This is a genomic window from Bradyrhizobium sp. Ken01, assembly GCF_055807355.1.
This window is the reverse complement of record NZ_JBVVPC010000002.1, coordinates 82453-97112: the sequence shown is the minus strand read 5'-3', so window position 1 is coordinate 97112 and position 14660 is coordinate 82453. Positions and strand designations below refer to the sequence as shown.

Annotated in this window: 11 protein-coding genes and 1 pseudogene; 4 read left to right on the top strand and 8 right to left on the bottom strand. The window is 64.5% G+C overall.

From position 1 onward, the window contains the following. Positions 1–23 precede the first annotated feature (23 nt). Entirely contained in the window at positions 24–1646 is a 1623-nt protein-coding gene (locus tag AC0L3S_RS02425; RefSeq protein ID WP_473257049.1) for an ABC-F family ATP-binding cassette domain-containing protein, read from the bottom strand. A 122-nt stretch (positions 1647–1768) separates the two neighbouring features. Next, positions 1769–3376, bottom strand: coding sequence for a multicopper oxidase family protein (locus AC0L3S_RS02420; protein WP_473277978.1), 1608 nt, complete (start codon positions 3374–3376; stop codon positions 1769–1771). 235 nt (positions 3377–3611) lie between these two features. Here AC0L3S_RS02420 and AC0L3S_RS02415 point away from each other — a divergent pair, with 235 nt between their 5' ends. The 3 genes from AC0L3S_RS02415 to AC0L3S_RS02405 are packed head-to-tail and all read left to right on the top strand — an operon-like array spanning position 3612 to position 7530. Beyond that, complete coding sequence (locus AC0L3S_RS02415) at positions 3612–6383, top strand: xanthine dehydrogenase family protein molybdopterin-binding subunit (RefSeq protein WP_473277977.1); 2772 nt, start codon at positions 3612–3614, stop codon at positions 6381–6383. Next, entirely contained in the window at positions 6380–6904 is a 525-nt protein-coding gene (locus AC0L3S_RS02410) for a (2Fe-2S)-binding protein (protein WP_473277976.1), read from the top strand. Before AC0L3S_RS02415 ends, AC0L3S_RS02410 begins: the two co-directional genes overlap by 4 nt. An 8-nt stretch (positions 6905–6912) precedes the next feature. After that, positions 6913–7530: an Isoquinoline 1-oxidoreductase subunit gene (locus AC0L3S_RS02405; RefSeq protein WP_473278130.1), complete on the top strand. Its 618-nt coding sequence runs from the start codon at positions 6913–6915 to the stop codon at positions 7528–7530. Positions 7531–7587: 57 nt separating this feature from the next. Here AC0L3S_RS02405 and AC0L3S_RS02400 read toward each other — a convergent pair whose 3' ends face one another. From AC0L3S_RS02400 to AC0L3S_RS02380, 5 genes are all read right to left on the bottom strand, one after another. After that, entirely contained in the window at positions 7588–8370 is a 783-nt protein-coding gene (locus tag AC0L3S_RS02400; protein ID WP_473277975.1) for a 2-keto-4-pentenoate hydratase, read from the bottom strand. Positions 8371–8381: 11 nt separating this feature from the next. Continuing rightward, entirely contained in the window at positions 8382–9263 is an 882-nt protein-coding gene (locus tag AC0L3S_RS02395) for an alpha/beta fold hydrolase (RefSeq protein WP_473277974.1), read from the bottom strand. Positions 9264–9287: 24 nt separating this feature from the next. Beyond that, entirely contained in the window at positions 9288–11081 is a 1794-nt protein-coding gene (locus AC0L3S_RS02390) for an FAD-dependent monooxygenase (RefSeq protein WP_473277973.1), read from the bottom strand. 63 nt (positions 11082–11144) lie between these two features. Beyond that, positions 11145–12095, bottom strand: a complete 951-nt coding sequence (locus tag AC0L3S_RS02385) for a 3-carboxyethylcatechol 2,3-dioxygenase (protein WP_473277972.1) — start codon at positions 12093–12095, stop codon at positions 11145–11147. A 47-nt stretch (positions 12096–12142) separates the two neighbouring features. Then, entirely contained in the window at positions 12143–13360 is a 1218-nt protein-coding gene (locus tag AC0L3S_RS02380) for an ABC transporter substrate-binding protein (protein WP_473277971.1), read from the bottom strand. A gap of 114 nt (positions 13361–13474) precedes the next feature. Here AC0L3S_RS02380 and AC0L3S_RS02375 point away from each other — a divergent pair, with 114 nt between their 5' ends. Beyond that, entirely contained in the window at positions 13475–14260 is a 786-nt protein-coding gene (locus AC0L3S_RS02375) for a helix-turn-helix domain-containing protein (protein ID WP_473277970.1), read from the top strand. 176 nt (positions 14261–14436) lie between these two features. Here the strand turns inward: AC0L3S_RS02375 and AC0L3S_RS02370 are convergent. Next, positions 14437–14628: pseudogene (locus tag AC0L3S_RS02370) on the bottom strand (GrlR family regulatory protein); the annotation flags it as partial. Positions 14629–14660: the final 32 nt, after the last annotated feature.

Below are 14660 nucleotides of genomic sequence, written 5' to 3'. Positions count from 1 at the left end.
CGTCAAGGCGGCGTAGCGGTATGCTAGCTCCGCAGCCCCGGCGCTTCCTGCCCCGTGCGCGCGACGTATTCGGTGTAGCCGCCGCCGAACTGGTGGATGCCTTCGGGCGTCAACTCCAGCACGCGGTTCGACAGGACGCTGAGAAAATGCCGGTCATGCGAGACGAACAGCATGGTGCCCTCGAAATCCGACAGCGCCGTGATCAGCATCTCCTTGGTGGCGAGGTCGAGATGGTTGGTCGGCTCGTCCAGCACCAGAAAGTTCGGCGGATCGAACAGCATCTTCGCCATCACCAGGCGCGCCTTCTCGCCGCCTGAGAGCACGCGGCAGCGCTTCTCGACGTCGTCGCCGGAGAAGCCGAAGCAGCCGGCGAGCGCGCGCAACGAGCCCTGCCCCGCCGTTGGAAACGCGTATTCGAGTGACTCGAACACCGTCTGCTCGCCGTCGAGCAAATCCATCGCGTGCTGGGCGAAATAACCCATCTTGACGCTGCCGCCGACCGCCACCGTGCCATCGTCCGGCTCGCTCGCACCAGCGACGAGCTTGAGCAGCGTCGATTTGCCGGCGCCGTTGACGCCCATCACGCACCAGCGTTCTCGGCGGCGGATCATGAAATCGAGCCCGTCATAGATCCGCTTGCTGCCGTAGCCCTTGAACACCTTCTTGAGCGCAACGACGTCCTCGCCCGAGCGCGGCGCCGGCGGAAAGTCGAACGCCACCGTCTGGCGGCGGCGCGGCGGCTCCACCCGCTCGATCTTGTCGAGCTTCTTCACCCGGCTCTGGACCTGAGCCGCATGAGATGCGCGCGCCTTGAACCGCTCGATGAACTTGATCTCCTTGGCGAGCATCGCCTGCTGGCGCTCGAACTGCGCCTGCTGCTGCTTCTCGCTCAGCGCCCGCTGCTGCTCGTAGAACTCGTAATTGCCGGCGTAGGTGGTGAGCGAGCCGGAATCGATCTCGACCACTTTCGAAATCACGCGGTTGATGAACTCGCGATCATGCGAGGTCATCAGCAGCGTGCCTTCGTAGTCGTGCAAGAATTTCTCCAGCCAGATCAGGCTTTCGAGATCGAGATGGTTGCTGGGCTCGTCGAGCAGCATGACGTCGGGACGCATCAAGAGGATGCGGGCGAGCGCCACGCGCATCTTCCAGCCGCCGGAGAGCTTGCCGACGTCGCCGTCCATCATCTCCTGGCTGAAGCCGAGGCCGGACAGCGCCTCGCGCGCGCGGCCGTCGAGCGCGTAGCCGTCGAGTTCCTCGAACGCGTGCTGCACCTCGCCGTAACGTGCGATGATCTCGTCCATCTGGTCGGCCTTGTCAGGGTCGGCCATCGCGGTCTCGAGCTCGCGCAGTTCGGCGGCCACCGCACTCACCGGCCCCGCCCCGTCCATGACCTCGGCCACGGCGCTGCGGCCGGCCATCTCGCCGACGTCCTGGTTGAAATAGCCGATGGTGATGCCGCGGTCGGTCGAGACCTGCCCCTCATCGGGCAGTTCCTCGCCGGCGATCATCCGGAATAGCGTGGTCTTGCCGGCGCCGTTCGGGCCGACGAGCCCGATCTTCTCGCCCTTGTTGAGGGCGGCGGACGCTTCGATGAACAGGATCTGGTGGCCGGCTTGCTTGCTGACGTTGTCGAGGCGGATCATGAGGTCTTTTTGGAGGATTGTTGCGTTGCAGCGTCAATAGGCCATGCGGGCCGCCAGGGGAAGCCCGGCCGGACCCGGATCCGCCCTGTCCGCCGCCAAATTCGCGCAATTCGACCCGCAGCTTACGCCTTGTAGACCTCCACGGTCTGCATCATGCCCATCTCCTCATGGTTCATCATGTGGCAGTGGAGCATGTAGACGCCGGTGAAATCGATGAAGCGCGAGCGGAACACGACCTGCCCGCCCTTGCGCTCCACGATCACGGAATCCCGCCATTCCGGCACCGCCAGCGCCTTGCCGTTGGCCGAGATCACCTGGAACGGGTTGGTATGGATGTGGAACACGTGGTCGTCATGCTCGTGCGTGTTGACGATGGTCCACTCCTCGACCGCACCCAGTTTGACCCGCTGATCGATGCGGCCGGGGTCGAACTTCTTGCCGTCGACGAAGAACTCGAATTCCTGCCAATGGCCGGCGGCATCCGCCTCCGGCGCGGTCGCCGACAGCACCACCTTGCGGCGGTTGGTGATCTCGGAGTCCTTGATGGTCGCGAGCGGCGCCGGTGGCAAAGCGCGCGGCAGCTTCATGTCCATTGGCGCGCCTGACACCAGGACCCGCGCCAGCGGTCCCACTGGCGAAGGATGCCCCTGATCGTAGGGCGTGGCGTTGAAGGCGTAGGTGCCGGGGCTTCCTGCCTTCACCAGAATGTCGGCGCGCTGACCGGGCGCGATCAGGACCTGCTTGAGTGGCTGCATGGCGCCGAGCTGGATGCCGTCATAGGCGATCGCTTGCAGATCGTGCTTTTCCAGGTCGAGCAGCATGTCGTCCTGGTACGCGGCATTGAGGATGCGCCAGCGCTGCACCTCGCCGGGTCGCATCTCGATCATTGGCCGGCGCTGGCCGTTGATGGCGAGAAAGCGCGTCGCAGTCTCGGGAAACAGCGTCTCGAAATTCTCGACCATTCCGTTGGCATCGTAGACCACCTGGGTGAGCACCATGAGCCGTTCGCGGGCTGTGGCGATCTCGGGAATTTCGGCGAAATCGCCTTCGATGACAATGGCGCCGACCATGCCGGAGGACATCTGGATGTCGGCGCTGCCGTGGTGATGCGGGTGATACCAGTAGGTGCCCCTGGTGTGATCGGCCGGCAGGGTGATTTCGATGTTGTAGCTGCGGCCCGGCGCCATCGAGCGCATGACGTTGTCGGAAATTCCGCTCGGGCTGGTGTGCGCGCCGTGGAAATGGAAATTGGTGTTGTTGAACTGGTGCGGATGGCTGATGTCGGCCGGCAATCCATCGCGGTTCGGCGGCAGATCGTTGATCATCTTGATGCGCAGGGTATCGCCGGGCTTCATGCGCAAGGTCGGGCCGGGGCTGCCGCCCTCATAGGACCTGACATAGAGCCTGACGCCGCCGATCTGGCGATAGGCATAGCCGACCCGCATGGTCGTGCTCAGCACGCCATTGACGGACCGCCGCACCTCGGGCTCGACCAGCGCTTGGTCCATGGCAGGAACGGGCGTTTCAGCGACCATCCCCATGCTCGGCGACATGTCCGCGGTGTGGGACGTGCCCGCATGGTCGTGCACGGCGTGCTGGGCGTTCGCCGCACCTGCGAACAGCGACAACGCGCCGGCTTTGAGACCGCAATCCAGCAATTGACGGCGCGACAATGTCGTCGTGCCCATCGTGCCGGTGACTGAAGACGCACCGTTCGGATCCTGCTGCATTTGAATTGCGCCCTCTGTTGCCGGACCGTCTTCCGTTCGATTCGACTCTAAAGCAAGCACGAAACCACAATTCGATCTGCGAGCGCACGACATTCAGCGGTTGTAAACCTTCTCACCCGTTCTATCGTCGCATGATGCATCGTGACGGATTCGCGCTGGCGCGCGCCTATGCCCTTCGGACATCGCATGTTGACGGCATCCCGATGTTCTCGAAACTCTGTACAAGGATATGATCATGGGGCCTTCGCGACGCGAGTTCGTGAAGTGGTTGTCGGCGGGAGGCATCTCGGTCAGCCTCTCACATCTTGCATCCGCAGCCGGTGTGCCCTTCGCAGCGCACGAGACGCTGCCTGGACGCGGCAAGTTCAATCCCGCGACAAATGGCGCCGGCCGCGTCGACGGCGTCGCCAAGGTCACCGGTGCGAAGCTCTACGCCTCCGACTTCCGCGCCAATGATCTGCAGGGCTGGCCGCAGGCCACCTCGCACGCCATCCTGGTCCGCGCCAACGACGCCACGCACGTCTACACCGGACTGGACCTCGCCCGCCTCGGCGGCGCGCTCAAGCCGTCGGTGGTGGTGACTGCCGCCGAGCTCGACCGGATCGGGACGCAGGTGCCGGAGTTCTACGCGGGCGACCTGTTCTGTCCGATCGGCAAGACGCCGCTCTACCTCGGCCAGCCGGTCGCGCTTTTGATCTTCGAAAAGTTCGACACCTTCGACCAGGCGCGTCTCGCGCTGCGCGACGGCACGTTCGTCCAGTTCGGCGAGGAGACCGGGCCTGTCGTCGCGCCGGATTACGGGGCTTTCCGCTTCACGCGCGTGGCAGGTCCCTCGCCTGACAAGCCGGATGTCTATTCGCCGCTCCAGGCCGGCTGGGTCTCGCCCAAGAAGGTCCAGAGCGCGGCGCTGCCGGTGTGGTCGCCGCTCGCGAAGGACATGCCGGCGGATTACGCCAAGGCGGCGAAACATGGCGAGCAGATTCGTGCCGAGCTTGCCGCGGATGACGCATCCATGCTGGTGCTCGACCGCGAGTTCGAGACGCAATCGGTCGACCCGATGTTCCTGGAGCCCGAATGCGGGCTCGCCTGGTACGACGGCAAGGGCGGCAATCTCGAACTGCTGCTTGGGGTCCAGTCGCCCTACGAGGCGGCGGAATCGATCGCGCATCTCTTGGCCAAGGCCCGCGCGCCCTACAAGCCGGCGCACATCAACGCGCAATTCGCCCATGTCGGCGGCGGCTTTGGTGGCCGCGATCACACGCCTTTCATTCTCTATGTTGCGCTCGCGGCGATCTGCTTTCCCGGCAAGCCGGTGCGGCTGGCGCATGACCGCTACCAGCAGTTTCAGGCCGGCATCAAGCGCCATTCGATCAAGATGCGCTCGCGCATCGGCATCGATCGCGCAACCGGCAAGATCAAGGGGTTCGCCGCCGATCACGTGCTCGACGGCGGCGGGCTCGCCCATTTCTCGGCCAGCGTCGCCGTCGTCGCGGCCACCGGCGCGATCGGCATCTACGACATTCCGAAGGTCGACGTCAGGACCGTCGCGGTGCACTCGCGCGGCGTGAGCGCGGGCTCGATGCGCGGCTACGGCATCCTGCAAGCCATGACGGCGCTGGAGGTCCTGATCGACGAAGCCGCGTCCGAGCTCAAGCGCGATCCCATCGATTTCCGGCGGCGCAATGCGCTGCCGCAGAACGGTCGGACCATGACGGGCAATCCCTACATCGTCTCGGTGCGGACGCCCGAAATCCTCGACAAGCTCGAGAAGCACCCGATCTGGCAGCAGCGGGCGCAGTTCAAGCAGACCTCGTCGGATCGGCTCGTCGGCACCGGCGTTGCCTGCGTGACGAAAGACTATGGCTCCGGCGCGGACGGCTCGCTCGGCCGTGTCGAGCTTGCCCCCGACGGCAAGATCGTGATCTTTTGCGATCATGTCGAGATGGGCAACGGCATCGGGACGGCGCTGGCCAACCGCGTCGCCGGCCATCTCGGCGCCATCGCCGACGAGGTCTCGGTCGCCCGCGTCGACAGCTATGACGTGCTCGGGCTGGTCACGTCGGGCGATCCCTCCACCATGGACCAGAAGACGCAGGATGCCGCGGAGAAAAACCCGCGCTGGGTGCCTGCGATCAGCTCGCCGACGAGTTCCTCGATCGGCGCCCATGCCGGCACGCATTCCGCCGCGGAGGCCGCCCGGGTCATTTTCCGCTTCGGCCTGTGGCCCGCGGCGCTCGAGCTGTGGCGCATCGCAAAGGCCGATCCGCGCGCGGGACAATGGGCCACCGCAAGCTGGCAGAACGGCCAGCTCACCATGCCCGGCCTCGAACCGCTCGGCCTCCCTGCGCTCGCGGCAACGGCTCACGCGCGCGGCTTCGTCACCGGTGCGGTTGCGCACAGCTTCTCGCGCTGGGCGTGGTCGCGGGCCCGCTTTCCGCTCTCCGGCGAGCAGTACCGCGCCGATATCGACGCACTGGCGATCCGCAAAGGCAACGGCAAGTTCGAGCGGATCAACCGCACCAGGGTCAAGTTTCCGCCGACCGACAACAACCGGATCGGCACCGCCTACACCTCGATGTGCGGCACGGTCGTTCGCATCGAGATCGAGCGCGCAACCGGCGCGCTTCGCATCGCCAAGGCCTATAGCGTGCTCGAATGCGGCACCGCGCTGGTGCCCGAGGTGGTGATGGGCCAGGCCCAGGGCGGCTTCGCCATGGGCGTCGGCTACGCGTTGCTCGAAACCCTGCCCCCGTTCGAGGGCGGGCCGGGCAACGGCGAATGGAATCTCGGGCGCTATCTGGTCGCACGCGGCTCCGACCTGCCGCTCCGCGATCTCGAGATCGAGATGCTGAAGCCGCTAGTACCAGACGAAGCGCCGAAGGGCATGGCGGAGGTCGTGATGATCCCGATCGTGCCGGCGCTGATCAACGCCATCCACGACGCCACCGGCCATCGCTTCCGCGCGCTGCCGGTCACCGCAAGCCTATTGAAGGGAGTGCTCGCGTGACGACCCTCAGCCTCACCATCAACGGCCAGAAGCACGGTCCGATGGACGTCCGCGACGACCTCTCGATGAATGATTTTCTGCGCGAGATGCTCGGCATGACCGGCACCAAGTTCGGCTGCGGCGCCGCGCAATGCCTGAGCTGCGCCGTCATCGTCGACGCGCCCGACGGCACCAGCACCACCAGCCCGACCTGCGTCGCGCCCGCCGTGAATTTCGACGGAACGTCGATCCGCACCGTCGAGGGGCACGCGAAGGACGGCGAGCTCTCGACCCTGCAAAAGGCCTTCATCGCGCATTTCGCCTTTCAGTGCGGCTATTGCACCGCCGGCTTCCTCAATGAGGGCCAGGTCTTGCTGGAGCGCCTCTCGCGGACACCGGTCGCGCGGGAAGCATTGGAGCAGACCATCGCGGATGCGCTCGACGGTCATCTCTGTCGCTGCACCGGCTACGTCAAATATCACGAGGCGGTGCGCGACGTGATCCTGGCCGATTCGAAGCGCTACCTCATGGCCACGAAGTGACACGCATCATGATCTCCGACGTGCGGTTCAAGATGATCGCCGTGGTCGCCGCCCTCGCCGGCAGTCTCGGTGCGGGCTACGCGGGCTCGGAGACGGCAAGCCATGCCCTCGCCTCGCCCGAGAGCTTTGCCTCGATCGGAGACACAGAGAAGCGTTCGGTTGCAATCTTCAGCGAGCTCGGCAAGGTGCTGACAAATCCGCGCTGCACCAATTGCCATCCGGCCGGCGACAGGCCGCACCAGGGCGACAATGCCCGCCTGCATCAGCCGCCGGTCACGCGCGGCGCTGACGGCCACGGCCTTGAGGCGATGCGCTGCAACAGCTGCCATCAGAAGGCCAATTTCGAGCCCGGCCGCATGCCCGGCCATCCCGATTGGCATCTCGCCCCGCGCGAGATGGCCTGGGAGGGCAAGACCGTCGGCGAGATCTGCGAACAGATCAGGGATCCCGCCCGCAATGGCGGGCGCAAGGTGGAAGTCCTGATCGACCATATCGGCAAGGACACCCTCGTCGGCTGGGCCTGGAAGCCCGGCTTCGGCCGCTCGCCCGTGCCGGGCACGCAAGCGCAGGCCGGCGCGCTGGTCGAGGCGTGGGTGAAGACCGGAGCGGCTTGCCCGGCGCCGTGACGACGTCGACTGCACCACCGCCACCCGAGGAGTTCACGACGCGTACGGCTCGTGTGGCTAGGCGAACCGCGCCGAAACGGTCCCGAGCCCGGCGATGTTGGCCTCGAATGCGTCGCCCGGATTCACGGGCACCATCGGCCCCAGCGCTCCGGAGAGAACGACGTCGCCGGCGCGCAGCGGTCGCTTGCGACGGGCCAGTTCGCCGGCGAGCCAGGCCATCGCGTTGAGCGGATTGCCGAGGCAGGCGGCGCCCGTCCCCTTCGAGACCACCTCGTCCTTCCTCGTCATCTGCATCTGGAGCGAGCGGAGATCCAAGCCATCCAGCCGTCTGACGGGTCCTCCAAGAACGAAGAGCCCCGACGAGGCGTTGTCGGCGATGGTATCGACGATCCCAATATCCCAATTGGTGATACGGCTGCCGACGATCTCGAGGGCGGGCATCGCATAGGCCACTGCCCGCACAACGTCGGCCACGGTCGGCGTTTCGACCTCGATATCGCGGTCGAGTAGGAAGGCTACCTCCGCCTCGATCTTCGGCTGCAGGACGCGTCCCACCACGACAGGTTCGTCTTCTCCCACGATCATGTCGGCGAAAAGTACGCCGAAGTCGGGACGATCGACGCCGAGCTGCTTCTGGACCGCACGGGAGGTCAATCCGATCTTGCTTCCGACGACGCGCCGCCCCTCGTTTTCCCAGTGCGCAGTGTTCTCCTGCTGGATGGCGTAGGCTGCATCGACATCGAGCTCTGCCACTTGCGTCCGGATGGGCGCGATCGGGGTGCCGGCGTAAGCCGCGCGGATCTCGGCGGCGAGCCCGCCGTGCTTGGTTTGCTGGTTCATCTGAACGATCCTTACTTGCCGGTCCGGAGGAATTCGATGTGGAGGCGGTTGAACTGCTCCGCGTCCTCGAACTGAGGCCAGTGGCCGCAGCGGTTCATGACGACGAATTTCGAACCCGGAATCATGTCCGCGATCTGCTTGCCTTCCTCGGGCGTGGCGGTCGGATCATGCGAGGTCCACACGACCATGGTCGGAGCCTTGATCGATCGGTACTGGTCGGCGGTGATCATGTTCGGTCGACGGATTTCCATGTCCTGCAGACACATGATCCGCTTCATCGTGTCGGCGAATCCCGGCTGCGCGTAGATCGCACGACGGGTCTCGATCAGGTCGTCCGAGACCATGCTCTTGTCGCACATCAGGAATTCAAGGCGCGTCTTGATCCGCTCCCATGAGGGATCGGAAGCAGCCTCGTTCGACAGCTTCTTCAGTCGTTCCATCACCTGCGGGTGCGCGGTCCAACCGCCGGCGGTGTTGAGGACCAGTTTTTCCACCACGGCGGGATGATGTACGGCGAGATAGGTCGCGACCCATCCACCCAGCGATTCACCGCTGATCATCGCCTTGTCCCTGCCGAGGATCTTGAGGACGGCGAGCGCGTGGTCGGCGTAGTCCTTGACCTGGTAGTGGATCGCGGGCTTGTCGGTCCAACCGTGTCCCAGCATGTCGATGGCAACGAACCAGAAGCTATCGGCATGAGGGCCGAAATTCCTCGAATATGCCTCTGCATGGCCCCCGACACCGTGCAGCGCCAGGACGAGCGGCTTGGACGGGTCGCCCGACTCGATGCAGCGGGTCCGGATTCCGCCGGCGTCGATGTAGTGCTGCTTGAAGGAAGCGCCCCGCAGGTCGGCCCAGACGCTGGAGAAGTTCGCTGGTCTTGTGTCGCTCATGACTCGATCTCGTTGGTTTGTGTGTCAGGCGAAGAGCGGGGTGCCGCTGGGCCTCGATGGCGGCTGCGGCTTCTCGCGCGGGATCGCCGAAAGGTCCGAAACATCGAGGACCCTCCGTATCGCAGCGCTCAGCCGGTCCACGGCTTCTCCAGTGTCCGAAGTCCCCTCCATGTCGCGCCAGGCGACCACACCATCGGGGCGAACAAGAAGAACTCCAGCTTCGTCGATCTCGCGAATGCGCTGCCACTCGCAATAGAGGTCCTGCGCTTCGGGCGAGCCCGTCACGACGACCCGGAGAAACGGGAGGTCAAGGCGCAGTGCCGCTTCCTTCCACGCGACGCCGGCGAGGCCCGTCACGACGGCAAAGAGGCCCTTACCCGTCACGTCGAGGGTCGACACCCGCAAGCCGTCGCGATCGACGAGCCACGCATGCGGGATCTTGGCACCCGGGCGCGACGTGGGCTGATTGTAGAGGCCGCGATCTCGCCGCCATTGCTCGGGCTCGCCACCGACGTCGGGAATCACGGCCGAGGATTCGTATCGCTGGTTCATCTCGGTACCCTGGGCATTGAATTCCGTCTGCTTGAGATCAAGCGCGGCCTGCGCCGCCTTCCGGGCCGCGACGCCATCTGGGCCCGGATCGCGAAAACGCGCGATGCCGGCGGCGACCGGATTCTCGGCGCCGGGCACGCGGAAGCATGCGTTCAGCGGGGCATAGTCGAGCCGGGACTGGTTGGCGCGCAGCACGATCTGCTTTCCAACCGGCGCCCGCTCCTGTGAGTAGCTTTCCAGAAGCTTCGGACCGGCCCAACCCTTCACGGCGTACGCGAGCTTCCAACCGAGGTTGTGACTGTCCTGTACGCATGTGTTGTTGCCGAGCCCGCTCGACGGCGGATGCCGGTGGACCGCGTCGCCGCCGCAGAACACCCTACCCTTCGAATACTGGGTCACGTAGGCCTGGTTGACGTACCAGATCGAGGTTCTCACGATGTCGATGTCGACCGAAGGGTCGCCGATCAGCACCTTGATCTTCGGAATGATCGCTTCCGGTGCGAGGTCCGGCTCGCCCTTGCTGATATCGAAGCCCCAACCGGCGATCCACTGCGTCCACGGATGCACGGCCCGCAGCAGCCCCATGCCAATCTCCCCGAAGCTCGCGTCCGGAGTGACGATCCAGTTCAGGATGCTCGGCCGATGTTTGCTGTACCTGGACAGATCTGCGTTGAAGATGGTGTAGACGGTGCCGGCGCGCGCCATCTGGCCTTCGATCGGAAGCCCGAGATGGTCCACCACCATGGATCGAGCGCCGTCCGCGCCGACCATGTAGCGTGCGCGAATGGTGTACTCACGCCTATCCAGGCGATCTCGCAGCGTCGCCGTTACGCCGTCCGCATCCTGCTCATGACGGATATACTCGGTGTTGAATGCGAAGGTCGCACCCTTCTCGGCCGCCTTCTGGAACAGGATGGGCTCGAGCAGCGGTTGAATGATATCGACCATTCCGCACGGACTGGCACGCAGGTAATCGCCGCGGCGATCGTCGCCGGTTCCCCACGTCCGCATCCGGATCAACTCGGAGCCGGCCAGGCTGGTCGTGAAGGTCGTGTCGCCCATCAGTTCCCAGGGGCTCGCGTACCTGGCCACGTCGTCCGCGATCCCGAGATCGCGGAAGACCTCGTTGGCCCGCTGGTTCGTGATGTGGGCTCGCGGACTGTCGGCCATCCAGTTGCCGCGTGACACGATGTGACTGCGAACGCCGCAGTTCGCGAGCGCCAGAGCGGTCGTCGAGCCCGTTGGCCCGGCGCCGATGATGAGCACGTCTGTTTCGTATGCCATTTGCCTGCTCCGCGATGCTTCCGCATTCGCGCGGTGTTTTCGTGATCAGTGAGCGCCGTCAGCCTGTTTGGCCGCCATCATCGCCATGCCGGCGATCCAGCCCGGAATGGCTTCGTAGAATTCCTGCTCCATCTTGAAGCGGCCGCCGGTCGAGAAGGCGCCGAAGGCGGCGACCCATGCGAGCACCTCGTTGGCACCGCGTCCCGCAACTTCGCGGACCTTGTCGGTGTCGAGCGCGTCGGCACGCCAGATCTGGCCGCTACGCAGGATCTCCATGAACTGCGCATCCCAATCCGGATTGAGCGGCTGGCACGGCCCCTCTCCCGCTTCTGCGAGAACGCCCGCCTCGAGCACCCGCTTCTCGCGGGCTTCCTTGGCTTCCGCGGTCGGATTTCGCCCATTAATCAGCCGCTCCCGAATCTCCGGTGGCGCGTCCTTGATCGATGGCAGTGGCGGATCGTGCGAGAGGCCCCCCGACGCGGCAAACAAGACTCGCTTGCCGGAATGCGCAGCGAACCGCCCTACCGATTCACCGATTTGCCGGGCACGGCGGTAGGTCGGAACGGGCGGCGCAGCGGCGTTGACGAAGATCGGCAGGATCGGGATCGACTTGAAGTCACCGAGCATCGCCTCCCACAGTTGAACGAAGCCGTGATCGACCGGCATGCGATAAGATACGGCCACGTCAAAGTCCTCGGCCCTCACGTGGTCGATGAGCTCGAGCGCCGTCTTCTCCGGAACATCCAGCGGTCCCGTCCCGCCTCCCCAGTCGCCCAGCGAGACTGCGCCGGCCCCGACGCAGAACGAGGGCATCAGGTCGTAGAAGAAGCCGTTGAAGTGATCGGGAGCGAACTGGATGATGTAGTCGGGTGCGAACTCCTTCACGAAGGTCCCGAGCCGTCCAAACGCGGTTCGGACGCGTTGCTCGGTTTCGTTGCTGGCCGGTCCCTTGTACATCAGAGGCGTGTGAGAAGCGCAGACGATGGCGACTGACATGTTCGGATTCCTCGCGCCGAGTTGGATGGTCGATCGATGGCTGGCGGCTACTTCTTCACCAGCGGGCACGGACTTTCGGATAGCGGGCGGTTGACGGACTCGCCGGGCAGCGTCTGAATGACGTTGTAGAGATCCCAGGCACCCTTGTTTTCGCCAGGCTTCTTGACCCGGAGCAGGTACATGTCGTGGATCATCTTGCGGTCGGCACGGATGTAGTTGTCGGCCGCGAAGAAGTCGTGCACGTGTTCCTTCTCCATCTGCTTCATGACCGTCGGGGCGTCGTCGGTACCGGTGGCCTTGACGGCCTTCAGGTAGTGCGCGACCGAGGAGTAGACGCCCGCATGGAATCCGGTCGGCATTATCTTGGCTTTGGCGAAGAAGCGTTCGGCCCAAGCGCGCGTTTCGGGCGTCCGGTCCCAGTAGAACGGCGACACTTCGTAGGCATCGTGCGCAATCTTCTGACCTACCGCGTAGACGTCCGTCAGCACCGATTGAAGCGGAACGATCTTGGCCGTTGAGCTCAGACCGAATTCGTCCGCCTGCTTCAGCGCGGTCACCGTATCGCCGCTCGACGCCGCGATCGCGATCACGTTGGCGCCGGCATTGGACGCGGTGAGTAGGAACGAAGCGAAGTCGGACGTATTCGGCGGGAACACGGAATTGCCGACCACCTGCCCGCCATTGAGCTTGACTTGCTCAGACGTATCGCGCGTCAGGGCATTGCCGTACGCCTGATCGACTGTGAGGAAGTACCATTTCGTTCCGCCGGCCTCGACCACGGACTTGGCGGCGCCTTTCGCGAGATTGTAGGTGTCGACCGTCCACTGGACCGTTAGCGGCGAGCAGGCCTTGCCGTTGAAGTCCGAGGAGGTCGAACCGGACAACAGCATGATTTTGCTCTTCTGCGCCGCCATGTTCTGCACGGCGAAGCCGATCGGGGATCCCTGCATGTCGGCGATCGCGTCCACGCCTTCGACGTCGAACCAGCGTGCGGCGATCTGCGATCCGACGTCCGGCTTGCCCTGATGGTCGGCCGAGATCACCTCGACGTTGAGGCCGGCGCCGAAGTCCTCGGCGGCCATTTCAGCCGCGATCACCGAACCCTTGCCGTTCGCCATGGCCGTGGGGCCGGCGATGTCGGTCAGGACACCGACCTTGACCTTGCCACCGCTGAGATTCGGGGGGCCGCCGGCGGTCTGCGCCGCGACCGGCGCCGCGAGAGCCAAGCACACGGCCGCAGACAAATAAAAGCTTGAATGAACCATCGTTTCCTCCCGTCGCCGCCCTTTTGGGCGTGCCGGGATGGATTGCCGCCGATTGAACTAGGATTCCATCTGAGTCTATGAAATGTTCGCAGTGCGAACACGTCTGGAGGGATCATGCACCGCAGCGTAAGGGCACTTTCCCGTGGCTTGGCGCTGATCAACGAGCTCAATGCAAGCGGCCCATCCAACGTCGTACAACTCGCAAAGCGGACAGGACTCAACCGTACCACCTGCTATCGTCTGCTCGATACGCTGCGCGAAGATGGCTACGTGACCTTTGACGAGACGAATGCCTTGTTCGGCTTGACGTCCCAAGTACGCACCTTGAGCGAAGGCGTGTCTTCACGGGATCTATCGAGCCAGGCGGCACTGCCCGCGATGTTCGGCCTACTGGATGGCGTCTCCTGGCCAAGCGACTTCGGAGTGTTCGAACTCGGGTCGGTACTTATTCGGGAAAGCACACATCCCTTCAGTCCGTTCTCCGTTCATCGGTCCATGGTCGGACGGAGGAGATCCTTGGTGCGCAGCGCGCTTGGGAAAGCCATCTTGGCTGCCTCCGCGCCTGCTCTGCGACGAGAGATGCTGGACCTCACCGCATCACTCGTCGAGGAGGACGCGGCTTTGGCGAAAGACCGTCGTTTCATCGAGGACATTCTCTCACAGACGAAAAAGGACGGTTACGCCTCGTCCGTCGGTGGATCGGAGGCGGGCATCAGCGCGATCGCGCTGGCCATTCCGGGGGGCGGCCCCGTCCTCGGCAGCCTGAATCTGATTTTCTTCTCGTCGTCGATGACGCCGGAGGTGGCCGCCAAAAAGTATCTGCCCAACATGCGGGCGGCGGTGAAGGAAATCGAGCGGCGGTGGTCCGCGGCAAACAAGGCGCGCGGAAAAGTCTCTTGACGCAGCCGCCTACGTGTTGCGCGCGAATGAAAAGGTGAGCCCTTGTCCCAAACGCCACTTCGAGGAGTGGCGAAGGATCTGCGGCCGGCGAGCGTCAAAACCACAGGAACCAATGTTCATGGCCGTGTTGCGCGCGTGAAAAGCAGATACTTGCAAGCTTATGTGTACCCGCACCTTCACGCCCGCCGCATCAGCTTGAGCGAGGCCGCCAGCCGCAGGCTGCGCTTGCCGGCAAGCGCGATGCCTTCGAGTTCGCCGCTGTCTTCCGTGCAGGTGCCGGAGAAGCCGATCCCGACCTCGTAGCCGCCGAACGAGGGGTTCTCGCCTTTCGGCGACGTTTGCGCCGGGTTCAGCATCTCAACTTTCCACGGCAATCCGCCGAGGAGTATATTGCGGTGAC